This window comes from Chitinophaga sp. W3I9 (assembly GCF_050434025.1).
Lineage (GTDB): Bacteria > Bacteroidota > Bacteroidia > Chitinophagales > Chitinophagaceae > Chitinophaga.
The window spans coordinates 1,671,073-1,696,386 of sequence record NZ_JBNPWC010000001.1 but is presented as its reverse complement, the minus strand read 5'-3'; the positions used below and the strand labels follow the sequence as shown (position 1 = coordinate 1,696,386).

The 25,314-nt window shown below is 45.7% G+C and carries 22 protein-coding genes; 4 read left to right on the top strand and 18 right to left on the bottom strand.

Annotation, left to right across the window (positions count from 1 at the left end):
- Nucleotides 1–60: 60 nt before the first annotated feature.
- The 3 genes from QFZ51_RS07310 to QFZ51_RS07300 are packed head-to-tail and all read right to left on the bottom strand — an operon-like array spanning nucleotide 61 to nucleotide 3,017.
- Nucleotides 61–1,812, bottom strand: a complete 1,752-nt coding sequence (locus QFZ51_RS07310; protein ID WP_429044714.1) for a hypothetical protein — start codon at nucleotides 1,810–1,812, stop codon at nucleotides 61–63.
- A gap of 36 nt (nucleotides 1,813–1,848) precedes the next feature.
- Nucleotides 1,849–2,763, bottom strand: a complete 915-nt coding sequence (locus QFZ51_RS07305; protein WP_370909271.1) for a substrate-binding domain-containing protein — start codon at nucleotides 2,761–2,763, stop codon at nucleotides 1,849–1,851.
- A gap of 11 nt (nucleotides 2,764–2,774) precedes the next feature.
- A complete protein-coding gene (locus QFZ51_RS07300) occupies nucleotides 2,775–3,017 on the bottom strand; it encodes a hypothetical protein (RefSeq protein ID WP_370909270.1) in 243 nt (80 codons plus the stop codon).
- A 312-nt stretch (nucleotides 3,018–3,329) separates the two neighbouring features.
- Between QFZ51_RS07300 and QFZ51_RS07295 the strand changes: the two genes are divergently transcribed.
- Both QFZ51_RS07295 and hisS read left to right on the top strand, forming a co-directional pair.
- Nucleotides 3,330–3,767: a low molecular weight protein-tyrosine-phosphatase gene (locus tag QFZ51_RS07295; protein ID WP_429044711.1), complete on the top strand. Its 438-nt coding sequence runs from the start codon at nucleotides 3,330–3,332 to the stop codon at nucleotides 3,765–3,767.
- 21 nt (nucleotides 3,768–3,788) lie between these two features.
- Nucleotides 3,789–5,138 carry a histidine--tRNA ligase gene (gene hisS, locus QFZ51_RS07290; protein WP_429044709.1) on the top strand — a complete coding sequence of 450 codons (1,350 nt, stop codon included), beginning with the start codon at nucleotides 3,789–3,791 and terminating at the stop codon, nucleotides 5,136–5,138.
- Between the two features lie 77 nt (nucleotides 5,139–5,215).
- On the opposite strand, the gene QFZ51_RS07285 is transcribed toward hisS, so the two are convergent.
- The 5 genes from QFZ51_RS07285 to QFZ51_RS07265 all read right to left on the bottom strand — a co-directional run bounded on the left by QFZ51_RS07285 (nucleotide 5,216) and on the right by QFZ51_RS07265 (nucleotide 11,203).
- Nucleotides 5,216–7,213 (bottom strand): protein-disulfide reductase DsbD family protein, encoded by a 1,998-nt coding sequence (locus tag QFZ51_RS07285; protein WP_429044707.1) that lies wholly within the window; start codon nucleotides 7,211–7,213, stop codon nucleotides 5,216–5,218.
- Between the two features lie 101 nt (nucleotides 7,214–7,314).
- Entirely contained in the window at nucleotides 7,315–7,770 is a 456-nt protein-coding gene (locus QFZ51_RS07280; RefSeq protein ID WP_370909266.1) for a protein-disulfide reductase DsbD domain-containing protein, read from the bottom strand.
- A 37-nt stretch (nucleotides 7,771–7,807) separates the two neighbouring features.
- Nucleotides 7,808–8,500, bottom strand: a complete 693-nt coding sequence (gene purQ, locus QFZ51_RS07275; protein ID WP_429044705.1) for a phosphoribosylformylglycinamidine synthase subunit PurQ — start codon at nucleotides 8,498–8,500, stop codon at nucleotides 7,808–7,810.
- Nucleotides 8,501–8,689: 189 nt separating this feature from the next.
- Entirely contained in the window at nucleotides 8,690–9,667 is a 978-nt protein-coding gene (locus QFZ51_RS07270; RefSeq protein ID WP_370909265.1) for a hypothetical protein, read from the bottom strand.
- Nucleotides 9,668–9,682: 15 nt separating this feature from the next.
- On the bottom strand, nucleotides 9,683–11,203 hold the full coding sequence (locus tag QFZ51_RS07265; protein WP_429044703.1) for a hypothetical protein: 1,521 nt from the start codon (nucleotides 11,201–11,203) through the stop codon (nucleotides 9,683–9,685).
- A gap of 196 nt (nucleotides 11,204–11,399) precedes the next feature.
- On the opposite strand from QFZ51_RS07265, the gene QFZ51_RS07260 reads away from it, so the two are divergent.
- Nucleotides 11,400–12,314 carry a TIGR01777 family oxidoreductase gene (locus QFZ51_RS07260; RefSeq protein WP_429044701.1) on the top strand — a complete coding sequence of 305 codons (915 nt, stop codon included), beginning with the start codon at nucleotides 11,400–11,402 and terminating at the stop codon, nucleotides 12,312–12,314.
- Here the strand turns inward: QFZ51_RS07260 and QFZ51_RS07255 are convergent.
- The 7 genes from QFZ51_RS07255 to QFZ51_RS07225 all read right to left on the bottom strand — a co-directional run bounded on the left by QFZ51_RS07255 (nucleotide 12,304) and on the right by QFZ51_RS07225 (nucleotide 22,853).
- The gene (locus QFZ51_RS07255) at nucleotides 12,304–13,545 is read right to left on the bottom strand and encodes an anthranilate synthase component I family protein (protein WP_429044699.1); all 1,242 of its coding nucleotides are present in this window, start codon (nucleotides 13,543–13,545) and stop codon (nucleotides 12,304–12,306) included. The two genes, QFZ51_RS07260 and QFZ51_RS07255, sit on opposite strands and share 11 nt — an antisense overlap.
- Before the next feature lie 72 nt (nucleotides 13,546–13,617).
- Nucleotides 13,618–14,064, bottom strand: coding sequence for a hypothetical protein (locus tag QFZ51_RS07250; RefSeq protein WP_429044697.1), 447 nt, complete (start codon nucleotides 14,062–14,064; stop codon nucleotides 13,618–13,620).
- Between the two features lie 92 nt (nucleotides 14,065–14,156).
- Nucleotides 14,157–15,428 (bottom strand): adenylosuccinate synthase, encoded by a 1,272-nt coding sequence (locus tag QFZ51_RS07245; protein ID WP_370909260.1) that lies wholly within the window; start codon nucleotides 15,426–15,428, stop codon nucleotides 14,157–14,159.
- A gap of 189 nt (nucleotides 15,429–15,617) precedes the next feature.
- Nucleotides 15,618–17,864: a RelA/SpoT family protein gene (locus QFZ51_RS07240; protein WP_370909259.1), complete on the bottom strand. Its 2,247-nt coding sequence runs from the start codon at nucleotides 17,862–17,864 to the stop codon at nucleotides 15,618–15,620.
- Nucleotides 17,865–17,991: 127 nt separating this feature from the next.
- Nucleotides 17,992–18,732 carry a response regulator transcription factor gene (locus tag QFZ51_RS07235; protein ID WP_370909258.1) on the bottom strand — a complete coding sequence of 247 codons (741 nt, stop codon included), beginning with the start codon at nucleotides 18,730–18,732 and terminating at the stop codon, nucleotides 17,992–17,994.
- 114 nt (nucleotides 18,733–18,846) lie between these two features.
- Nucleotides 18,847–20,289: an alpha-L-fucosidase gene (locus QFZ51_RS07230; protein ID WP_429044695.1), complete on the bottom strand. Its 1,443-nt coding sequence runs from the start codon at nucleotides 20,287–20,289 to the stop codon at nucleotides 18,847–18,849.
- 2 nt (nucleotides 20,290–20,291) lie between these two features.
- Nucleotides 20,292–22,853, bottom strand: a complete 2,562-nt coding sequence (locus QFZ51_RS07225) for a beta-mannosidase (RefSeq protein WP_429044693.1) — start codon at nucleotides 22,851–22,853, stop codon at nucleotides 20,292–20,294.
- 53 nt (nucleotides 22,854–22,906) lie between these two features.
- Between QFZ51_RS07225 and QFZ51_RS07220 the strand changes: the two genes are divergently transcribed.
- On the top strand, nucleotides 22,907–23,077 hold the full coding sequence (locus tag QFZ51_RS07220; RefSeq protein ID WP_370909255.1) for a DUF6728 family protein: 171 nt from the start codon (nucleotides 22,907–22,909) through the stop codon (nucleotides 23,075–23,077).
- Here QFZ51_RS07220 and lpxB read toward each other — a convergent pair.
- Genes lpxB through surE form a run of 3 tightly spaced genes read right to left on the bottom strand, consistent with a single transcriptional unit; the run spans nucleotide 23,074 to nucleotide 25,305 of the window.
- On the bottom strand, nucleotides 23,074–24,177 hold the full coding sequence (gene lpxB / locus QFZ51_RS07215) for a lipid-A-disaccharide synthase (protein ID WP_370909254.1): 1,104 nt from the start codon (nucleotides 24,175–24,177) through the stop codon (nucleotides 23,074–23,076). The two genes, QFZ51_RS07220 and lpxB, sit on opposite strands and share 4 nt — an antisense overlap.
- A gap of 17 nt (nucleotides 24,178–24,194) precedes the next feature.
- Entirely contained in the window at nucleotides 24,195–24,497 is a 303-nt protein-coding gene (locus QFZ51_RS07210) for a hypothetical protein (protein WP_370909253.1), read from the bottom strand.
- 31 nt (nucleotides 24,498–24,528) lie between these two features.
- Entirely contained in the window at nucleotides 24,529–25,305 is a 777-nt protein-coding gene (gene surE / locus QFZ51_RS07205) for a 5'/3'-nucleotidase SurE (protein ID WP_370909252.1), read from the bottom strand.
- Nucleotides 25,306–25,314 lie beyond the last annotated feature (9 nt).

Below are 25,314 nucleotides of genomic sequence, written 5' to 3'. Positions count from 1 at the left end.
GGAAACTAAAAAACCTCCTGCGGGTACAGGAGGTTTTTAGCAATTATATGTAATTAATAACTATTTCTTGTTCTGACCCTGCTTTGCAGCTGGTTTGGCGGCTGGTTTTTCACGGGCAGCCATATTTTCGTTGATCTGTTTAACAGCGGTGTTATTCGGATCTAAGGCAGTCAGTTTATCAGCATATACTTTTACATTGGCTTTATCTTCCTTAAAGTAGTAGTATAACAGCTCATAAGTGTAAGCGTTGATCAGCGTACCCCTGTTTTTAGCAGGATCAACTTCAGAGATTTCTATGTATTTATCATAGAAAGGTTTTGCTACACCGGCCTGGGCCTGTGGATCTTTAGCAAAATTGCTCTGGCCTCTCCAGTAGTAACCGGTACCCAGCTCAGGTTTTGCTTCAATTACTTTCTGGAAAGCAGAATCGGCTTTAGCCAGCAAAGTAGTATCGAAAGGCTTAACATTTACGGCACCGTAGTAGTAGTTGATACCTACGTTGAAGTAATCGATCGCCTGCAGTTGCTCTTTATTAGCGAGAGATAATTCGTTCGCTTTTGCATACCATTCTGCCGCAGCAGTGTAGTTACGGGCTCCTTTCAGCTGCTCTGCGATCTGGATAAAGGTTTCCGGATCTTTTGTAGTGATAGAACCTGCATATTTTTCCAGGTAAGCCAGGGCCTTTGTATTGTATTGGTTCTGGGTAGCGGAATCAGAAGATTTCAGCTTCATGTAGATGGCTGACAACAGTTTGTAATCCGCAGAATCCAGTTTGCTTTCTCCCACCTGCTGCACATAAGTATCCATTGTTTTCTGCGCGTTCAGGGAATCACCTTTCTGGAGGTAAGAGTCCCCGATCAGCAGTACCAACTGGTTCTTATAGGCGTCGGTGGCATTTGGCAATGCTGCCTGACCTTTACTGATAGCGGCATCATAATCTTTCTTGAAGAAAGAAATAGAAGCTGACAGCAGTTCATTCTTGGTTTTATCAGCAGGATCGGCTACTGCCATATATTTCTCCAGGTATTGCGCTGCATTTTCCCAGGAAAGCTGATCTTTTTTAGGAGTGGTGTAGAACAGAAACAGTTCATATAAGGCCGGACCATATTTCGGATCCATGTTGGTGGCTTTCGTATAATCTGCTACTGCTTCTGCTTTCAGCCTGGCGTTATAGTTCACCAAACCCTGTTTCATTACTGCTTCAGCGTTGTTTGGATCAAGTTCCAGTGCTTTTTCATAAGTGGTGATGGCTTTACCGCCGTTTTCACCACCGAGGAAGCGGTAAGCATCTCCCAGCTCAATATAATCGGCTGCAACGGGAGTATATTGTTCTTTTTTCTTACGGCCTTCGTTGTTCAGGAGTTTCTCCATTACAGTGAGGGCATAAGCGCGGTCGCCACCTTTGATTTCGCTGTTTGCATCAGCAATAGCGCGGGCAACATCTCCATCGCGGCCCTGTGTGGCGGCGCTGGCGGCATCAAATTTCTGTTTTGCGGCGGCGGCATTACCATTGATCAGATCAATACGGCCCATACCAGCCTGCAGTAAAGCAGATGTGGGTACTGCCTGTAAGCCTTTCTGGAAGGTAGCAGCAGCACCTGCAGCATCATCCATTCCGAGTTGGGCTATACCGAGGTAATAATACGCTTTGTCTTCCGTAGGCTTTGCTGCGATCACTTTCTCTAAATTCTGCTTGGCAGACAGGTACTTACCGTAATACAGGTCTTTCAGTCCGTCCTCCACAGATTGGGCCATCACACCGCTTGAGGCGGCGCAAAGCAATGCTACGATTAAACTTTTCCGTTTGTTCATGCAATCTGGTTTTTTAGTTTTAGTTGTGTTTTTCTTCTACTTAAGGTTGGCTTCCCTGAATACTACATTCAATCTCGCCGGGAATAAACGGAACTGCTTCATTACCAGCTGTCCCTCATAACTACCGAGAAAGGTTGCAAATCCACTGCCAAGTCCATGATATGGTTCTTTCAGGCAATAGAAGAAGCCGCGTTTTAACGGATAGGTGCCAATACCAATATAGGCCTGGTATGGCTTAACAAATTCTGAACCATTGTCTGCTCTTAGTCTGACTACAGATACCTCACGTGTAAAAGCCATAGACAATGAATCGTTCGGATCAGAGATCCAGCTAACACCTATAACACCAATCGCGTCTTTGTTTTTTGTCACATAATCCACCACTTCCGGGTTGGTTTTCGCAGCCATTGTATTGGTTGGCAGAGGTTTACCCTTGTTGATGGAATCCATGATATACCGCACGGTGCTTGAGTTGGCATTGTCAAACACCAGTTGCCACTTCCTGTCTTTATTGGTGCCGTCCATAATCTCACGTACCTGATTCATATTCAACACAGAATCAGGATTCTCCTTATTTACCACCAGCGCAAGCGCGTCCCAGGCAAGTAAAAGGCTGTTAGGCGTAATTTTGATTTGCTTGAAGTAATCGCGTTCCTGCTGGTTGAAATCGCGGGTAACGATTACCAGGCGGGCACTATCATTTAAAAGATCTTTAAAGCAATCAGCCTCCGGTTTATAGGTAGGGATGATATGTGCTTTTGGATACAGCGATTGAAAAACTTTTATTTCCGAATCAATCAGCGGCTTATATGTCTCATCCACACTTATATGGATGGTGCCTTCTGTAGCTGTATCTAATTTTTTCGCATTTGGATTCTGTCCGCAAGCGGCCATCATCAATGTAATAGCTGCTAAATATACAGCATTCATTCTTTCTAAACTGAAAAACATATCACACCTCTTTAGTTCCTGTTAAAAAAAAGTTTTCTCACTCCATTATAAACCCTAAAGAGGCCGTAAACTATTAAAACCGCACCAACAATACTCATCATCTGTGGCGATATTCTAAATTCCCCGAATCCCAGTTTCTCCGCAAAGATTGCGAACAAACCAAAGAGGATAAAAAATATTCCCCTGATCAGCTCACCCATTGGCCGATACCTGTTTTCCTGCCGTCTGCTTGTTTGTTCTTCGTGTGTTTCCATGTTGCGAATTACAATTATACAAAAAATAATTTTTTAATCGGTCATAGAGAATTTTAGAGGAATGTTAAAAAACTGACTTAAAACCGCACCCTTTTGCTTGTCCAGCCGCAATTTGAGGCATTTTTTCAACATGTTGTTATTTTTTGATTTACAATATGATCATTTACTGACTATTACAATTTGCGGCAAATACTTCTTTGTAACTCATAAATCCCCGTTTTTTTCTTCTAATTCCTGTTAAAAGATGCAAATACACCCACATTTCCATAATATCTTGTAGGTTTGCGGCCTGATATTCAAATATTCATCCGCATGAAGATATTGATGGTTTGCCTGGGTAATATTTGCCGCTCCCCCCTTGCAGAAGGGATTATGAGGCACCTGGCAGCAACAAGGGGACTGGACTGGGAAATTGATTCTGCCGGTACCGGCAACTGGCACGTGGGCCATTCACCAGATCACCGCTCCATAAAGGAAGCCCGGAAAAATGGTGTGGATATCACCGGCTTACGGGGCAGGCAGTTCCAGACCGCCGATTTTGATACCTTTGACCGCATCTATGTAATGGACAGGAATAATTATGCCGATGTGCTGCGCAAAGCCCGGAACAACTCGGATAAAGCAAAAGTAGCCTTCCTGCTGCCGGATCAGCAGGATGTACCTGACCCCTGGTTTGACGATGCCCTGTTTGCTCCTGTTTATAAAATGATCTATCAGGCCTGTGAAAACATCGCAGACCAGCAACCATAAAACTTTTAATATTTTTCAGAGATGATAAAGCCCGGTATTCCTAAAGGCACCCGTGATTTTGGCCCGGTGGTAGTGAGAAAACGTAATTATATTTTCCAGACCATCCGCGAAACCTTTGAGGTATTTGGTTTCCAGCCGTTGGAAACACCCGCGATGGAGAATTTATCCACCCTCACCGGCAAGTACGGAGAGGAAGGAGATAAACTGATGTTCAAAGTACTGAACAACGGAGAGATCTATAACGAAGCCCATCAGGCTAAAGATAATAAGGAACTCGTTTCCGCCATTACTGAAAAAGCATTGCGCTACGACCTCACCATTCCATTCGCACGCTACGTGGTAATGAACCAACACGAACTGGCCCTTCCCTTTAAACGCTACCAGATGCAACCCGTATGGCGCGCAGACAGACCGCAGAAAGGCCGCTACCGCGAGTTTTATCAATGTGACGCCGACGTGGTGGGCAGCAATTCCTTACTTAATGAAGTAGAATTACTGCTGATATATGATACCGTGCTAACAAAACTTGGCTTGCAGGGTTATGAATTACGCATCAACAACCGTAAAATATTATTCGGCCTCGCTGAAGTGATCGGTAAAACGGAATTACTCACCGATATTACCATCTCCATAGATAAACTTGATAAAATTGGTGCAGACGGCGTAAGAAAAGAATTACAGGAACGAGGTTTAACCCCTGCCGATATTGACACCATCGAAAAGTTCCTGGCGATTGAAGGGAGCAGCGAAGAGAAACTGGCACAACTGAAAGAACTCCTTCAGTCTTCTTCCACCGCGTTAAAAGGTATTGAAGAATTGTCGTTTGTGCTCAACTCCGGCTATGCTACCTTCAATACCACTCCCATCATTGATGTGACGCTTGCACGTGGACTTAATTACTACACCGGACTAATCGTGGAAGTAAAAGCCCCGGCTACCGTGAAAATGGGCAGCATTGGCGGTGGTGGCAGATATGATGACCTTACCGGCCTCTTTGGCCTGCCAGGTATTTCCGGCGTAGGGATCTCCTTTGGCGTTGACCGTATTTACGATGTGCTGGAAGAACTGAAACTATTCCCGCAAACGGCGCAGCAATCTACCAAAGTATTATTCCTCAACCTGGGAGAAGCCAGTTCCCGCGCAGCTTTCAGCTATATGATGCAATTACGTCAGCAGGGCGTTGCCGCGGAGTTATTCCATGAACCAGCGAAGATGGATAAACAAATGAAGTATGCAGATAAAAGAGCAATTCCTTATGTCATTATCCTCGGAGAATCTGAACTGCAGGAAAACCTGGTAAGCGTAAAAAACCTTACCACGGGCCAGCAGGAGAAGATCAGCGGGGCGGAATTGATCAGCTACGCATTTTGAATAAACTCATTTCAAAATAAACAAAGAGGGCTGCACAATTAATTGTGCAGCCCTCTTTGTTTATCAGAAGAAACTAACTATTTAGCACCTTTAAATGCATCCAAACCACATTTCAGCCAGTCTGCATATGCTTTTGGGTCCGGTGTGTAACCAACAGGATGTGTCAGCAACTTTTCATCAGGACTAATTAATACATAAAATGGCTGGGAGTTATTGGTGAAGTTTTCTGTTTGCATAGTGGCAAACTTGTCTCCTATTGTTTTAATCTCCTTTTTAAACCCATTGCTGGTAGTAAACAGGAATTGCTGATCTTCGGGCAATAACTTCCTGTCATCCACGTAAAGAGAAACCAAAATGTAATCTTTCTCTATCAACACTTTTACTTCGTCTTTAGGCCAAACGTTCTCCTCCATTTTACGACAGTTAACGCATGCCCAACCCGTGAAGTCAAGCAACAGGGGTTTGTTTTGCTCTTTAGCCAGTTTGAGTGCTTTCTCGTAATCGTTTACTACATTGGCTTCCACTCCTTTGGCCGCATCTTCTCCATAAATGCTGTAATTCAACGGTGGGGGAAATCCACTGATGAGTGAACGGTTCGCATATTTAGTATTGGTGACTCCTGGCAACAGGTATACTGTAAATGCCAGGAAAATCAAGGCAAGAACGATTCTGCCTTTGCTAAGTTTCTTAATCGGAGAATCGTGTGGGAAACGAATTTTCCCAAACAAATACAATACAATACAAAATCCGATAATGATCCAGATAGCAAAGAATACTTCGCGTTTCAGAAGCCCCCAATGCTTAACCAGATCCGCATTTGAAAGGAACTTAATGGCCATCGCCAATTCCAGAAAACCTAATACTACCTTTACAGAAGTAAGCCATCCCCCAGATTTGGGCAATGAATTAAGCCACCCTGGAAACAGTGCAAAGAGCGCAAAAGGTAACGCAAGTGCAAATCCAAACCCGGCCATACCTACCGACAACTGAATAGCTCCACCATCTGTCGATAAAGAGCCCGCCAGTAAAGATCCCAGAATAGGACCAGTACATGAGAAAGACACAAGGGCCAATGTTAATGCCATGAAGAAAATTCCAACAAGACCTCCCACACTGCTTTTGGCATCTACTTTATTAGCCAGGCTACTTGGCATCTGGATTTCAAAATAGCCGAAGAATGAGATAGCGAATACAATGAAAATGACGAAAAAAGTAAGATTTAGCCAAATGTTGGTGGAAATATTATTCAATATTTCCGGATTCAATGAATCCAGGAAGTGGAATGGCAAGCTGAGAAGTACATATATCAGGAAAATGAAAAAGCCGTATATGATAGCGTTCATCACCCCTTTTTTCCTGTCCTTTGATTGTTTTGTAAAGAATGATACTGTTAATGGAATCATTGGGAATACACATGGTGTAAACAACGCGATGAACCCTCCTAACATACCAAGAATAAATAACCCCCAGAGGCTCTTTTTGGCACTGCCTTCCTGGCCTGTGCCACCACAATCTTTTACAGGATGTTGTAAATCGATAGCTGTGCGCTTTAATGTTTGCGCATTATCCGCAGATTCCTGTAAGCCAGCGGCCACATTTATCAGGTTACCTGAAGCGTCTTTATTGAACTTAAAAGCCTCTTCTTCCGGCCCGGCTACCTCTTCTCCTTTCAGTGCCATATAGTTAACACTGCCTTTGATGCTGGCGGGAACTGGTCCATCGAATTTTACCGCTGCCACCAGTTCTACCTCATTTTCAAAATATTTGATTTCCAGATTATCGAATAATGGTTCTTTGCGGTTTTCCAGTTTACCATTTTCTGTGATACCTGTAATAGTGGCTTTTACGCTGCTATCCAGTACTACCCTGGTATTAGGATCATCGTTTCCCATTGTGGTGGAAAAAAGCAACCAGCCTTTTTCTACAGTGCCCTTCAGATGCAGCACATATTCCTGGTCAGTTTTCTTTTCTGCAGAAAACTGCCATTTAACAGGCTTCGGGCTTGCGTCCTGCGCGTTTGCACTAAGTGCGAACAGGGCAAAGACAGGTATTAGAAATGAAAGCAAATGCTTCATATAGTCAATAGGCTTTAAATAATATAAATCTGAGAAAACAAGAAACGAGTTCCGTTGAGGAACTCGTTTTGCAAGTATTGTTATCAGTTACCGGATTCAATTTATTTTCCTCCAACACTTACTGCAAATTCCACTTCTTTCGGTGGCAGGCACTGATGGTCATCACAAACCATGTACTCCACAGATCCTTTTACTTTGGTAGCGGCTTTGCCTTTTACCGTTACTTTTTGTACAAAGTCTACAGAGCTTTCGTAGAATTTCAGTTCTGAGTTAAAGTTTTTGTCGAATGACTTATGCAGTTTACCTACTTCTTCCACCTTACCTACAGCGGCAGTCAGTGGATTTTTGGTGAACTTAAACGAGGTAGCTACCGGACCTTCTCCCGCTTCCTGTGCGTACAGATGCCAGCCGGCATCGATCGTAGCAGTAGCGTGTACTTCGTAGGTAGTGGCATTCACCTTCTTCGCAGTAAAGCTCCATTTTACCGGGTTCTCTATCTGTGCACTTGCCAGGATGGGCAAGGCGAATAAAGCCAGTGCTGTTAATAATTTTTTCATGCTTTTCTTTTTAATTGGTTGGTTGATTTTAATCTATCTAGTTGTTATTGATCAGACTTTGTAAGATCAGCTGCCCGTCTGTATTACCCAGGGCCAGGCTGGTAGCCCTTTCCGGGTGAGGCATCATACCAAAAACATTTTTTGCTTTGTTACAGATGCCTGCTATGTTACGGATGGCGCCGTTATGGTTAGCAGTTTCAATAATGTTGCCAAACTCATCGCAGTAGCGGAATAACACCTGGTTGTTCTTAAACAGCTCATCCAGGGTAGCGTCGTCGGCATAGTAACGGCCTTCTCCGTGTGCGATCGGGATCATTAATGGTCTGCCGGCTACATCTTTGGTGAGGGATGCAGTGGTATTTTCGCTTTTCAGGTATACATTTTTGCAGATGAACTGCTGGTGCTGGTTCTGTAATAATACGCCCGGCAGAAGACCTGCTTCACATAATACCTGGAAACCGTTGCAAACACCAATGACACGGCCACCTTTGTTGGCAAATTCAATCACACTCTGCATCATAGGGCTAAATTTCGCAATAGCGCCGCAACGCAGGTAGTCGCCAAAGGAAAAGCCGCCCGGTAATACGATACAATCTTCTGTGCTGAATGCGCTCAGGTCTTTATCCTTATGCCACAGTTCTATAACTTCCTGTCCCAGGTCATTACGCAGGGAATCAATCATATCATGATCACAATTAGAACCGGGAAAGGTGACAACGCCAAATTTCATCTGAAAATGTTTTGTGTTTATGTGTAAATAATGCTTTTAAAAAACGTTTTTCCCCACATTTTTGCCACCATTTATACGAATGACAAAACTAATGGGAAAGGACAAAATTACTTCGCCGTTCGCAATTTTCCATTGCCGTTTGTCCTGATTTAACAAATTACTGGTAATCAGGCCCTTAAAATGAAGGGATCAGCTGAAATATTGCATAACAATCACATATGCCAGTGCAAAGAAGTGGATAATGTTGGCAAAAGTGTCGTTGGTAACCGACCAGAATACGTTGCCGGCGAACATGGAAATCGGCAAAACTGCCAGTACCCAGTAGGCTGCTGAAAAGTGAACATTAAAGAACGGTACCATCATGGCTACCAGTACATATATGATGAGTGCCGCCCATATTTTACGGCCCTGTATCAACATTTTTTTAAGCGGGCGCTGCAACAGCAGCCATCCTATCACGAAAAAGAGCAAACAGGCGATCATGGCGCCCCAAACCTTATAATCGGTGATCATGGGCAACGAGGCGCCCATATTCGGGATTTTCCAGAGCAGGGTCATCTGACCGGTGAGGAACAGGTAGGTGCCCATCAGGTATAACGGACAAATCAGGCCCAGCAGGGCAATGATCCATTCCGCCAGCCGGAAAGCCCGCATAATCAGCATGCTGGACAGCAACAAAGAACAGAATATAACAGAAGGAAAGTAAAAGAGCCCGCTTATCCCCAGTGCAAACCCGATATTAAACACTACATCACGGGCGGAGGTACGTGTATACAACTCCGTTATACTGGTAAATACCCACAACATGATGAGGTTTACGATCAGTGCCGGAGAAAATACGTTCCAGCTTTGCAGCATGGACGTAAACAGCAGGTAACACATGGCCGGCAGGTAAGTAGGCCGCGGAAATAACCGGTGATGATTAATGATACGGGTGAAAAGCAGGGATTGCAGAAACAGCAGTAGCACGGCCATTGACGTAAACACCAGCGGGCTGCCGCCTGTAAACGTATGCATCCATTTCACCAGCAGGTGATACAAAAGCCCTTCTGATCCGTCTGCCATATAGGTAGATGGGTGGATCAGATAGTAAAACTTAACAACCAGCGTGTATATTAACAACAGCAATACCGTTAGCGGATTGCCTGAGCGGAAAAATCTTATCACAGTGCAAAGGTGTGATTAAAAGTCAATTTTAGCAAAGCAAATATAATTCCTGTAAATGCATGGTATCACTACCGTACGGCCACTGATTTGTTTGCCATACCGGGGCATCCAGGTGAAACCCTTATCCAGGTTACGCAGCGTAGGCATGCGGTTCACTTTACCTCCCGGGGCCAGACTTACATCTGTCAACATATAATTCCTTCTGTCCAGTTCATTATACAGAAAACGTAATTCGCTGCCCACGTTTACCATCAGGTAAGACAGGTACAGGTCGGCGTTATCGTCATACTGGCTCTTATGAACAAAGTTATTCCACTGCATATTGCCCTCATCGTCGAAAGACAATACCGCTACGTTATCATAATGATAACGTAATCCCTGTGAATTATTCCAGTAGTAGGGATTGTAGTACATGGAAGAGTAAGGCGAGTAGTAATAGGGGGCGTACATGCCGCCGTAAGGACTGCCGTACATATAATTCCACCGGTTCCAGGGCTGGTAGCGGGAAGAGGTGGAGAAAGATTCTGCCGTAAGGAGGAATCCACCGTTACTGGTATTGATGATCTTACGGATGAAGTAGTCGTTAAAGGCCGCGGCGGTGCTGGATTCGCCACGGGCATTCATTTTCAGGTCATCGGGGAATACCTGCGATTTCTCATACACCGTTTTATGATTGGCGTAGTCGTACTTGTACAGATACAAGCCATCTACATTTCCCCTTTTCTGTTTATAATAAAAAGCGGTGACCAGGGCCGTTTGCTTATTATTATCAAGCTTCATTTTCACTTCATCCAGCAGCTGTGCTTTGAAGGCCATTACAGAGGTTTCAAAGCTGTCGACCAGCGAACGTTTCACGACCATACTGCCGCTCACCACATAGTCGCGGTTGGACGTGCGTTCCAGCTTATTAAAGAGCAGGTCGCCGGTATTGGTAAGATTAAAGTTGCTGAGGAACTGTTTCTTTTGCATGGGCATGGATAAACGGCTGTTGTTCACCAGGCTCATGGCACTGTCGTACAGGAAGGTATAGAATACGTTGTTGTTTTCGTTATCCTGGTTGATCTTATACACCATGATGCGATTCTTATCTTCCGATACTTCAACAGAATATACTTTGTTCTCTTTGGAGTAGATACCGATGCGGGTGGAGTCGATCAGGATGGGTGCATCTGCAAATTTAGCTTCCGGCGACATGGTGGCGCAGAAACTGTATACCGCATCCTTGCGCTGGAATTGGTAGATCATCAGCACTTTATCCAGATAGGCCACAAAATCCATACTGATCACCTTACGGGGCAGGAAGTCCAGTTTAACCCTTTCTTTCAGCTGCATCGCATTGTCATATACAGACACCACATAGTCGCCGCGGTCTGTTTTATACACCAGTATATTCCCTGCTACCTTGCCAATAATCTCAAACTCGGTGCTTTTATAGTCGTCCTTCTCCGGTTCAGAATAGGTTATTTTCTGTGCCGTTGCTGCTGTGCCGGCGAAAAGCAGCAACAATAATAACTGTAGGCGGTATAGCGTATGCATGCGGTTATATAGATTTCAGATATTTTTGTGATAATGCAGATGGCCCATTTGTATGTGCCATTTTCAAACTTACATTAAAATTCAGAAATTAACTTGTCAATTTAAAGCCGGTAAGTCCTGCTTTTACATAAATTCCAAAAGGCCCGATTTATTGTGTATTTTTAATAAATTATTTTAAAAAAGCAGCTATTATTGGATGGAAACCGTTATTATAACCGGTGGAACAGGACTTATAGGGACGGCATTAACCCGGCTGCTGCTGGAGCGCGGCTATAAGGTGATTATTCTCAGCAGGCGTCCTGATAAACGCAGCAACACGAATGTAACATATGCCCACTGGAACGTGGAATCCCAAACCATAGATAAAGAAGTTATTCAACAGGCGGATTATATCGTACACCTGGCGGGCGCCAACGTGGAAGAGAAACGTTGGACAGCAGCGCGTAAACAGGAAATCATTGACAGCCGTACCCAAAGCAGTGAATTAATTTTCACTGCGCTTAAAAACTTCCCCAACAAGGTAAAGAAGGTGATCAGCGCTTCAGCAACAGGTTATTATGGCGACTTTACAGACCACATCTTCACCGAAACAGACCCTCCTGCTACCGACTACCTGGCCACCACCACCCATGCCTGGGAACAAAGCATTTCCAAAGTAACTACACTTGATAAAAAGCTGGTGATTTTCCGGACCGGCATTGTGCTCAGCCCCGATGGCGGCGCTTTAAAGGAATTCTACAAACCATTGCGGTTTGGATTTGCCACCATACTTGGATCTGGCGAACAATTTGTTCCCTGGATACATATTCACGACATTGTACGGTTGTACTTCAATGCTATTGTGAACGACCGGCTGGAAGGCGTTTACAATGCAGTGGCGCCCAATCCTGTTACCAACCGTGAACTGATACTCAGTATGGCCCGGATGGCCAAAGGACGCAGCTTTATGACTACCTATGTACCTGCTTTTGCCCTGAAACTGGCATTGGGGGAAATGAGTGTGGAAGTATTGAAAAGCGTGAAAGCGTCTGCCGACAAAATACAACGAACCGGTTTCCAGTATTCTTATCCTACCATTAACGATGCAATGGAGCAGCTGTTTAGCCGATAACGGTTTTCTCCATAGCAGCAGCTTTCAGTAAGCACTCTTCCCATTCTTTTTCCGGATCACTGTAAAAAGTGATGGCAGATCCGGTCTGAAAAGAGAGGTAGCGGTTATCTGCGTTGTACAGTATGCTGCGGATCACCACATTAAAGTCGAAATCACCTGCCGGCGTAATATATCCTATGGCTCCGGAGTAAAGTCCCCGGCGGGTTTGCTCATATTGTTCAATCAGTTGCATCACCCTTAATTTTGGCGCGCCTGTCATGGATCCCATCGGGAAAGCATTCCGCAATACTTCCGTGAAGGGCGTTTCGGGAGATAATTGTGCGGAGACGGTAGAAATCATGTGATGCACATGGGCAAAGGAATAGATGCCAAACAGTTCTGTTACCTCCACGGTGCCCTGCAAGGCAGTATGGGATAAATCGTTGCGAACAAGATCTACTACCATTACATTTTCTGCACGTTCTTTCGCACTGTTCAGCAGGTCCTGTTGCAGCTGGCGGTCTGTTACCGGGTCTGCATCTTTCCGGCTGGTGCCTTTAATCGGCTGGGAGATAACGGTGTTGCCTTTCTTTTGCACAAACCGTTCCGGGCTGGAACAGGCAAGGTAACGGTGATCCAGGCGATAATATGCGGCAAAAGGCGATGGCGACAAGGCATTGAGCCGGGTAAATAAAGCCGGTGGATGTATGCTGATATTTTCCATGAAGTTTTCGCGGCAGAAATTAACTTCATAGCAATCGCCCTGCAGGATGTGTTGTTGCAGGCTTTTCACTGCGGCAATATAGCGTTGGTGATCCAGGCGGCTTTGCAGTGGCTGCACCGGGGAAGTAACTACGGGTGTAGGATCCGGCGGCAGGTGCAATACTGCTGTAAGGATCTCCTGCGCGTCTTCCCTGGTAAAGGCTTCTCCACCGATATGCACCTGGTCTTTTTGCAGTTGTATGATGATGCGGGGCACAAAAAAGTGCATATCCGGAAAACCGATACCATCGTAGTGGTGTGAATGCAGACCTGCCGTTTCGTTTTTGAGATCATAGGCAAGGTGCCCGAAGAGCCAGCCGGCGTGTGTTTGATGGAATTGCTGTAAAGCGGGGAATGCGTTGCCGGCGTTTACTTCGAGGGTATGCAGTGCATCTGCAGCGAGTATGGCTTCATATTGATGCCAGGGAGAATCGTAATTATTATTGTCTAAAAAACAACAAATGTTGAACTGGTTTCCCCAATCCAACATTTGTTGTTTAAATATTTTCTGATTATCAACCGGAAAAGTGTGAAATATCCTGATAACAATCGTGTTTAGTGCTTAAAAATCATCATCGTCATCATCAAAACGATCGTTGAACAGATCCATGTCTTTGAATTCATCATCGATACCCAGATCGTCGTCATCATCGGCTTTTTTGCTGCCAGTGCTGGGACGGCCGCGTTTACCTTTCGACTTAGGCATGTCAAATTCCTCAAAATCAGGATCATAATCATCATCTTCTCCTTTCTCCCACGCATCATCTACATCATCCTCTTCATCTGCGTCGTCTTCTTCCTCATCATCATCTTTACGTTTTGATTTGGATGCAGACTTATCTGATTTCTTTGAGGCAGATTTGGAAGGTTTCACATCTTCATCATCCTCCTCATCATCATCATCATCCACCTCTTTCTTAGGCTTGGCCGCAGCTTTGGGAGCTTCTTTTGCAGTCTTAGGAGAAGTAGTTTTTTTGGTCTCTTTCTCTTTATCAGATTTTGATTTCATAATAGGTTACCTTATTTCTTTGCCGTAAAGTTTTAATAGTTTTTTTTATTCGCCAAATTTTTTTTGCTGTTTTTTTTCCTTACTTTTTGGTTCTACTTTTCTAGGATCTGATCGCGCCCAGGTCCGTTGGAAACGTATTTCACGGGCACACCCAGATAGGTGTCTACTGCTGTAACAAATGCTTTCATCTCCGCTGGTAACTCGTTGAACTGCTGACAGGTAGAAGTTTTATCACTCCATCCTTTAAATGTTTCCCAGACTGGTTTAATGTCCAGACCGTTAATCTGGAAAGGCAGTTGCTTTGTTTGTTTTCCGTCAATTTCATAAGCGGTGCAGGCGAGTACTTCGTCGAATTCGTCGAGCACGTCGCTTTTTGTCATTACCAGTTGGGTAACGCCGCTCAGCATACAGGTATAATTCAGCGCTACCAGGTCGATCCAGCCGCAACGGCGTGGACGGCCGGTTACCGCACCAAATTCATGGCCTGCAGAACGCAGTTTCTCGCCGGTTGCATCATGCAGTTCGGTAGGGAAAGGACCGCTACCAACGCGGGTGCAATAGGCTTTGGTAACACCAATCACTTCTCTGATCCACTGTGGAGCAATACCTAAACCGGTACATACGCCGGCAGAAATGGTATTGGAAGAAGTAACGAAAGGATAAGTACCAAAATCCACGTCCAGCATACTTCCCTGGGCGCCTTCAGCCAATACTTTTTTACCGGCTTTCAGTTTCTCATTCAGGAAATATTCGCCGCTTACCACATTCATTTGCTGCAGGAAAGGGATGGCTTCGAAGAATTCAGCTTCCCAGTTGGCAATATCTTCTGAAAATTCATTTATATCGTACTGACATAACAGCTGCAGGTGTTTCTGCTTCAGTTTTTCGTACAGTGTTTTAAAATCGGGGGATAAAACATCACCTACGCGTAACCCATTTCTGCCGGTTTTATCCATGTAAGCAGGGCCGATACCTTTTAAAGTAGAGCCTATTTTATCATTTCCTTTCGCTATTTCAGACGCTTTGTCCAGCGCGCGGTGTGTAGGAACAATGATATGGGTTTTTTCAGCAATAAACAGATTTTTTGTCAGATCTACTCCCAGGGCTGAAATATCTTCACTTTCTTTTTTGAAAGCTACCGGGTCCAGCACCACGCCGTTACCGATCAGGTTGATGGTCTTATCATGAAATACACCGGATGGAATGGTGCGCAATACTACTTTCTGACCGTTTACATACAAAGTGTGACCAGCATTTGGTCCACCCTGGAAACGGGCAATCACGTCGTACCTGCCGGCAAAATAGTCCACAATCTTACCCTTGCCTTCGTCGCCCCATTGCAGGCCTAACAAAACGTCTACCATAATGATTTAATTAAATATCGGAGGTTTGTTGCTTTAAAAGAAGTCGCAAAATTAAGGCGAATATTAAGAATTACAAACAAATTACTAATTACACACCGGAATTGCGGATAAAAGGGAAGATTTCATCAAGATCTTCTGAAATCTTCCCTTTTACCCGCCCTGCTTTATTTGCTGTTTGTATTTTTTACTTTAAGATTCTTCGAGGCGCTGGATAGATTGTATTCCATCGAGCGTTTTAAGCCTGTCCACGAGCTCGTCCAGTTCTTCCTTATCGTGAACATATACTTTGATCAAACCCTCAAATAAGCCTTCTTTTGACTCAATGCTGAGGGCGGAGATATTAATCTTCAGTTCACCGGAAATAATGTTGGTGATTTTGTGGATCACCCCTACATCATCCATCCCGATAATGCGCAAGCCTGTCAGGAAGGAAATTTCACGGTTCTTCACCCATTTGGTTTTTACCACGCGGTGGCCATAATTAGCCAGCAGCTGTGCGGCATTGGGGCAGTTGGTACGGTGTATCTTCAACCCTTCGCTGGCAGTGATAAAACCAAATACGTCATCTCCCGGGATCGGGCGGCAGCAGTTCGCCAGTTTGTAGGCGATTTTATCCGAGCTTTCACCGAAAATGATCAGTTCTGCATCCTTTTTGGAAGGCAGCTGGTGTTTTACATGTTCTTCCGGTACGTGTTCCGGTACTTTCACCGGTTTTGGAGGTTCCAGTTTATCGCCCAGTACAGAAAACTGTTTGAGTTCTTTCAGATCAATGTTGCGGACCGCCACCTGGTAATATAAATCCAGCGGGGACGGTTGTTTATAGAACTGTACCAGTTCATTGATATTATGCTGACTGAAAGAAATATTCATGTGCGACAGCTTACGCTCCAGTGCAGCCTTTCCGTCCATTGCCACTTTCCGCTTTTCTTCCTTCAGCGCATCCTTGATCTTGGATTTGGCTTTGGCGGTGAGCACAAAGTTCAGCCAGTCTTCCGAAGGCTTCTGTTTATTGGAGGTAATGATTTCCACCTGGTCTCCGCTGCGCAGTTTATGGCTCAGGGGCACCAGTTTGTAATTCACTTTGGCGCCGATACATTTATTACCCACGGCACTATGGATAGAGTATGCAAAGTCAAGCGCAGTGGAGTTTACCGGCAATATTTTCAGATCCCCTTTGGGGGTATACACATAAATTTCTTCTGTGAACAGGTTACTCTTAAAATCCGCGAGGAAGTCGAGCGTATTGGAATCGGGGTTGTTCAGGATTTCCCGGATCTGGGTGAACCACTGATCAAATTTAGATTCCTGCTGGGCGGAGGCATTGCTGCCTTCCTTGTACCGCCAGTGTGCGGCCACCCCTTTTTCCGCATAGTCGTTCATGCGTTTGGAGCGGATCTGCACTTCCACCCATTTACCACTGGGACCCATTACGGTTACGTGCAACGCCTCGTACCCATTGGATTTGGGGTTGCTGAGCCAGTCGCGGGTTCTTTCCGGGCTTGGGTGGTAAAAGTCGGTAATAATGGAATACACCTTCCAGCAATCTGCCTTTTCCTTATCTATCGCGGAATCCAGGATGATACGGATGGCAAAAAGGTCATATACTTCTTCAAAGGCAACGCCTTTTGTTTTGATCTTGTTATGGATGGAATGAATGGATTTCGGGCGGCCATAAATCTCGAATTCAAATCCTTCCTCCTGCAGCACCTCTTTGATTGGCTTGATAAACTCGTTGATATAGCGGGTGCGTTCGCGTTTGGTTTCTTTGAGACGCTTGGCTATTTCACGGTAGGTTTGCTGCTCCGTGTATTTCATGGCCAGGTCTTCCATTTCGGATTTAATATTGTATAACCCAAGACGGTGGGCCAGCGGCGCATAAATGAACACGGTTTCAGAAGCTATTTTCAGCTGCTTTTCGCGGCTCATGCTGTCGAGCGTACGCATATTGTGCAGCCTGTCTGCCAGCTTGATCAGGATCACCCTGGGGTCATCTGCCAGCGTCAGTAATATTTTCTTGAAGTTTTCTGCCTGTGCGGTGCTGGTACTGGAGTCTATTACGGTAGATATTTTTGTGAGACCATCTACAATGTGAGCGATCTCATTCCCGAACTCGCGGGACACATCTTCCAGTGTTACTTCGGTATCTTCCACGGTATCGTGGAGCAGGGCACATATGGCGGAGCGTACGCCGAGGCCTATTTCTTCCACACAGATCTGCGCTACGGCCAGCGGATGCAAGATATAAGGCTCCCCGGATTTACGCCGCATTTCCTTGTGTGCATCTGCTGCCATTTCAAAAGCAGTACGTACCAGCTCCCTGTCGCCTTTTTTCAAACGGGGCTTCAACGCCCTCAATAAAGCACGGTAATGCCGAACGATTTCCTTCTTTTCCTGCTCTTCGTCTAAATTATATTTTTGTACAACCACTGTTTCCATTGCAATAAAGTTACGATTTAATATAATCTGAAAGAAAAAACAGGGTGCTGCAAAAAAACACCCACCCTTTGCCGGGATAAACCGGAAAGGGCGGGCAGGTTGATTATCAGGCGGGAAAAAAATGCTATCAGTGAAGAGGCACGGTGATCTTTACCGGCAGGATGTCTTCCGGCACATTCAGGCGGAGCCCAACGTTGTAAACGGTTTCCAGCTCTATGCGCGGCACCAGCCGGAGCAGCCTGCGTACGCGGCCGATAAATACGTCCATACTGCGACTGGCATAAAAATCTTCTTTTCCCCAAACCCGCAGCAATACTTCATCCTTTTGGACGATGATATTGGGCCGGCTGAGGAAATAACGCAGCATTTTTGCCTCGATGGGAGAAATTTTGCCTTTGGCCAGTTTGCTGCTGGTTTCGAAGATCTTGAGTTTCCGGTAATGGAAGGTGTAATTCGCCACTGTGTGCCCTACCAGCAACTCTGTTCTGTTGGGACGGGTCCACTTCAGCATCACCTTCATTCTTTTTACCAGTTCCTCAAAGCTGAATGGCTTTACAAGGTAACCATCCCCTCCCAGCTGGAATCCGCTGATGCGGTCAGCTTCGTCCGTCTTTTCTCCTGTCAGGAAAAAGATCGGCGTCAGCATGGTCACATTCCGGATTTCCTTCGCCAGTTCAAATCCGCTCATTTTCGGAAGAACGATGTCGATAAGACAGATATCATATTTGGACCTTGAGTAAAGGTTCCAGGCATCTACGCCGTCGAAGCAATGTTCCACACTGTAGCCGGCCTGCTCCAGGTGCTGTTTGACGATACCGCCGAATGCCTTGTCATCGTCAACAAGCAAGACTTTTGGATTTCTGTTCATATAGCTACCATTTGTGATCAGTTCGACTATAAAACAAAAAAGAGATGTCCGCGGGTAAGCGTCCATCTCTTTTTTTTATTTATCAACACTAATTCACATTAATTCACACTACAATCACAGCTTTTCCACAGCCGGTATTTTGATAGCTATAGCATGCTGAAATCCTTTATCGCGGATAGATGCAGGGATCTGCACTTCCACTCCTGCTGCCGTAGTTTTCCACACCAGCTTATTATTGGTCCCCAGCACCTGTAAACGGGCGCCTTTAACCGGTGTTAATCCTTTAAATGAAATTACTGCGGGCAGTTTCTCATTTTGATCCAGGAGATAGATCGCATATACGCTGCCGTCTTTTTTACGGGTGAAACACACTTTCCCGTCCTTGTAAGGCGCTACCGCCCGGGTGCCGTAAATAGCGTCCCCGTTGATATGGATCCACTCGCCAATATGCTTCATGGTAGTATATGCATCGTTATGCAGCTCGCCATCAGGACCAGGCGCCACATTCAGCAGGTAGTTACCGCCTTTGGCTACAATGTCCACCAGGTTGTGGATCAGTACATTCACGGACTTGTATTTATCGTCCGGCACATAAGACCAGGAGCTGCCCATTGTCATGCAGGTTTCCCACGGATAGCTGAGCGGCTTGTCGGGGATCTGCTGTTCAGGAGTACGGTAATTTTCGTACGGGCCATGCACACTTCGATCCACTACAATCAGGCCGGGCTGATGGCTGCGGGCCATGGTGGCAATTTTGCCCATGTCTATATCCTGGTCCTGCGGAGCCGTTTGGCTCCAGGAAAGCGATTCCTTGGTTTGCTGCTTCAGCGGGCGCACCCAGCCGCCATCTAACCAGAGGATATCCAGTTTACCATAGCCGGTCATCAGTTCTTCAATCTGGTTATAGGTGTATTGTTTAAACTGGTTCCATCTTTCCGGGTATTTCTTCAGGTCATAATTCGGATTGCGGTCCTTTGGCGGAAAGTAGCTCCACCAGTAGTATTCAGTGTGCCAGTCGGGCTTGGAAAAGTAAGCCCCTGCGTGAATACCTTCCTCACGGAAAGCCTGGAATACTTCCTTCGCCAGGTTGGCGCGGGGGTTCTTGCTGAAAGCGCCGTCCGCAGCGGTTATTTTATAATCGGTTTGTTTGGTATCAAACATACAGAAGCCATCGTGGTGCTTAGTGGTAAACACCAGATACTTCATCCCTGCGTCCTTTGCGGCTTTTGCCCATTTTTCGGGGTTGAAGTGAACCGGGTTAAAGGTTTTCCCTAATGCCTCGTACTTTTTCAGGTAATCGTAATAAGGAATCCCTGCCGGCTTACGCTGTGTCCAGCCTTCATCTTCCGGGCAAATGCTCCAGGATTCCACCACGCCCCATTGGGAATAAGGTCCCCAGTGCATGATCATCCCAAATTTCCAGTCCTGCCACTCATCCAGCTTCTTCACCACCGCCTGGTCTGTTTCAGGCACATAAGGCGGTTCTTCATTCTGTGCGTGCAGACTATTAAAGCCCAGCAACGCAAATCCCAATAAAACCAGGTATTTCTTTTTCATTGTCAGTTTTTATAAGACGATACTAAAGTAGTTACTTTCAAAGCCTGGTGAATAAGTTCGGGCAGTTGTCCTGTCCGCAACCGGATGGTCCGGGTTTCTCCCGGCAACAAATCAAAGTAATTATCTTCAAAATGATCGGTTGCAGTGGCATTGTCAAGCGACAGGTAAACATTTCTTGCCAGCTTATCCGTTTTCAGGCGGATATAAACAACGCCGTTATCTTTGGACACCTTGCTGGTTACCACATCCAGGTGCGGCACTTCCAGGTTCATATCTTTCGCTGGAGCAAAGTAAAAGATATTCCGCTCCATATCCTTACTGTCTATTCGCAGTTGCGCATAGAATATTACCCTTGCCGGGTTATTTCCCTGTAAAATAGCGGCGGTATCTATGCTGTGTAGTTTTTCGCTGGTATTTCCTTTTACAGCGATATCCGTTAATTCCTTTTGCCAGATCACCTTGCCATTCAGGTCCACGGCCTTCATCAATAAATCAGCTTTGCCTTCGTATTCGTCTGTTACGAGGTAGGTACACAGCTGTCCGTTTTCAATGACGCTGGATACCAGTCGCGGCTTGAACGCATCTTTTACATAATACTGCAATGCTTTCCAGCGGCCATCGTAATCCCTGCCCGACCAGGAAGCTCCCGGCCAGCAATCATTCAGCTGCCAGTACAGGGTGCCCATGCAATAAGGCATAGCCCTTCGATGGGCTTCTATGGCTACTTTCATGCCCTCTGCCTGTAAAACCTGGCTGAGGTAAACAAAGGAGGGAAAGTCTTTCGGCTCGCGGTAGTAATGCAGCATATACGTTTTGATAGCCGTATTTCCTTTCGCAGGACTTTTCTGGTGGGCCTGCATTACATTAGAGAAGATATCGTAATCCTCTTTCGCGGCAAATGTGCGGATCGTTTCCATAGATGGGAAGGACTGGAAACCATATTCACTCATGAAGCGTGGTATATGTGTATTGAATGCTTCAAACCATTCCATGCCATGCCATACGCCCCAGTAGTGATTGTCTCCTTTGGTAAAATCTTCCGGCTTGCCCCAGTTGCTGATGGGCGAAGAGTGGAAATAAAAAGCGCCCGGCTGATAAGCCGCTACCTGTTGTGGCAGCACTTCTTTAAACAGTTTATCATATCCCTGCTGCAAACTTTCCCACTGCGTATTCGTATAGGCGTAACCGCTTTGCCAGCCCCAGTTTTTGATAGCTACGGCCACTTCGTTATTGCCGCACCATAGCGCCAGCGAAGGATGATTGCGCAAACGTTTAATATTATCCACGGATTCCTGCTTTACATTTTCCAGGAACGCCTGATCGGAAGGATAAAGGGTACAGGCAAACATAAAATCCTGCCAAACCAGTATCCCGTGCTGATCTGCCAGTTTGTAAAAATTATCATCTTCATAAATACCTCCGCCCCATACGCGCACCATATTGAAGTTGGAGCTTACCATATCCTGAAACAGTTTTTCCTGTTTTTCTTTCGACACACGCGGCAGAAAATTATCCTGGGGAATATAGTTGGCGCCTTTCATAAACACCGGGCGGCCGTTTACTTTTACATAAAACGACTCCCCGAGGCTGTCTGGTTTATTCACTACTTCGATGGTACGTAGCCCCACCCTGGCGCTTTGCGCAGCCAGTACTTTTTTATTGCTGAGCAGATTTGCCTGCAATTCATAAAGGAACGGCGTGCCAATACCGGCAGGCCACCACAGCACCGGTTTGGGTATGGAGAAAGGTACTTTTATTACGTTTATCCCCGCTTGCAGGCTTACCGGCAATTTTGCCAGTTCGCGCATAGCTTTCCCTGGCAGCACCTGCAAGGTATAATCGCCTGCGGCAGCGGCTTCAATGGTTATTTCCGCCTGCATGTCTGCCTTCGCGGAATCCAGCTGCAGCTGTTGCCAGTACACATCGCGGATCACTGCTTTATTCCAGCTCCGCAATACAATTGGGCGGTAGATCCCGGAGGTAACCAGCCGTGGTCCCCAGTCCCAGCCATAGTGATACGGCGCTTTACGTGCATAAATACTTAACGGCATATCGCTGGCATCATTACCAGCGGGATAGATGATGCTGTCCTGCAAAAATTTGGGCATGTCTGTTTTGATGGGACTTTTAAACAGGATGCGCAATTCGTTGTCACCCGCTACCAGCCATTCTTTCACACTTACCGTATGCGAAACAAACATGTTGGCCGATTGCAAAATTAAATGGTTATTGAGATATACATCTGCATAGGTATCCAAACCTTTAAACTCCAGTTCTATCACCTCCGCATTCAGCTCCTGCTTTTTGATATGCCATCTTTTCCGGTATTGCCAGTCTTTCTTATCTACCCACTGCACGGCCTTTTCATTGGTTCCCGCAAAAGGGTCGGGGATTAAATGCTGTGCCAGCAAATCGGTGTGAACCGTGCCGGGTACGGTAGCCGACCGCCAGATGCCTTCATCGGCGCGGGAAAATTCCCAACCGGTGAGCATAGGGTTATTTTGTGCTATTCCATTGGTAAACAGGGTAAAAAACAGTCCCACTGTTAACAGTAAATATTTCATGTCCTATTTTTTCAGAAGAACCAAAAATAGCACTGATTTACGATCTTTGGGAGATGAAAAGTATCTGGCAACAAATATTGAGGTATCTGTATATAGGCAAGAAGGATCCCAATGCACCAAAAACACGTTATGTGGCTATGATGCATGGGATGAACAGAATTTCACTGTTACTTTTTATCATCGCTATTATTATCATGGTGATCAAGCTGATCAGGCGGCACTAAGCGATAGCGTATTCGTAGATCACTTCTGCAGCGCGGCGGGAAGCATCCTTTTCTCCCAGCTTATGCCACAATTCTGCATAGTCTTTCATGACGCGGCTTCTGGCAGCTTCATCATTCAACAGCGCATTTAATTCCTTTAACAGGTTTTCTTCTGTGAGGTCGTGCTGAATTAATTCTTTTACCACCAGTTTGTCCATCACCAGGTTTACCAGGGAGATATATTTTACTTTGATGAGGTGTTTGGCGAAGAAGTACGAAATAGGATTTCCTTTATAGCATACTACTTCCGGCACGCCGAACAAAGCTGTTTCCAGCGTGGCAGTTCCGGAAGTTACCAGTGCGGCTTTTGCCTGGCGCAATAACTTATAGGTTTGTCCTTTTACCATGGATACGTTGGGATGCTGACCGGTGAGACTTTCCAGGAAATGGTCGTCCAGGCTGGGCGCCTGTGCCACTACAAACTGGTATTGCGGAAAGTGCTTTGCCATGGTGAGCATAATCGGCAGCTTTACGCTGACTTCCTGTTTACGGCTGCCCGGCAATACGGCGATCACGGGTTTATCTGATAACGGCGCATCTGCGGGCTGTTCCCTGGCAGCTTTGATTACTTCCACCAGCGGATGCCCTACGTATTCCGTTACATAATTCCATTTATTGTAAAAGTCAGGTTCAAACGGGAGGATGCACAGCATTTTATCTACATACTGCCTGAGTTTTTTTACCCTGTTCTCTTTCCAGGCCCATACCTGCGGGGAAATATAATACACTATTTTAAATCCCTGTTGTTTGCCCCATTCGGCGATGCGCATGTTAAACCCGGGATAATCCACCAGCACCAGCACATCTGGTTTAAAGGCAGCGATATCTTTTTTACAAAGTTCTATGTTCTTTAAAATGGTGCGCAGGTTCATCACCACTTCCACAAAACCCATGAAGGCCAGTTCTTTGTAATGCTTTACCACATGGGCGCCGGCAGCTTCCATCAGGTCGCCTCCCCAGCTACGTATATCCGCAGACGTATCTAATTGCCGTAATTGTTTTACAAGATTGCTGCCATGCAAATCACCTGACGCTTCTCCTGCAATAATGTAATATTTCAATATTCTTTGATTAAAAATTATCTGATCAGTTTGAGTAACAATATGCCGATAGCATACAGCATGGTCATCAGGAAAATACCTTTGGCTGTAATATCCAGCCGTTTTCTTGTATACAGGAAAAATACCAGTCCGTTTAATAACAGGCAGATGCTGGTGAGCTTCGGAATCATCTGTTTATTATCTTTCAGAATACCGAGAAACTGTCCCAGTCCCACGTTATTATGCGGTTTGATAACAAAAAAGTAATACAGGAAAAACGCAAGCAGGGGTGTTAAAAACCCCAGTAAAATCCCTAACGGAAGATTGTCTTTTTTTAACATACTGTAATTATGATGGCGATATAACGAATGTTTACAGGTCTTTCCAATCTTCTTCCAGCTTCTTTTTCAATGAATAGTTCGTCAGGTCAAACTGCACTGGTACCATAGAGGCGTAATTATTTTCCAGTGCCCACACATCTGTATCCTGTCCGGTATCGCGGTTTTTAAATTCTCCTGTCAGCCAGTAGTATTTTTTACCGTGCGGGTCGCGGCGTTCATCAAATTCTTCCACCCATTTTGCGTCTGCCTGCCGGCTGATCTTCAGTCCTTTGAAATCCTTTTCACTCACTATCGGGATGTTCACATTGAACAGGGTGCCTGGTGGCAGATCGGATTCCAGCATTCTTTTGGTGACACTGTGCGCTACTTTTTTGGGCAGCGAAAAATCAGCATCATAGCTGTATTCCAGGAACGAGAAGCCAACGGAAGGAATGCCTTCAATGGCCGCTTCCATTGCGGCAGACATTGTACCGGAATAAATCACGTTGATAGAGTGATTGGCGCCGTGGTTAATGCCGCTCACGCAGATGTCCGGTTTGCCATGCAGGATTTTGTCGCGGGCCAGCTTTACACAGTCGACCGGCGTGCCGGAGCACTGCCATGCCTCTATTCCTTCAAAGATATCCACCTTTTCCAAACGCAAAGGAACGCCGATGGTAATGGCGTGTCCTTTACCCGACTGCGGACTGTCCGGCGCTACCACCACCACTTTGCCCAAGGGTTTCACTGCTTCTATCAGCGCCCGGATGCCCGGCGCCGTGATGCCGTCATCGTTTGTTACCAGTATAACCCGCTCTTGTTTTGCCATAATTCACCT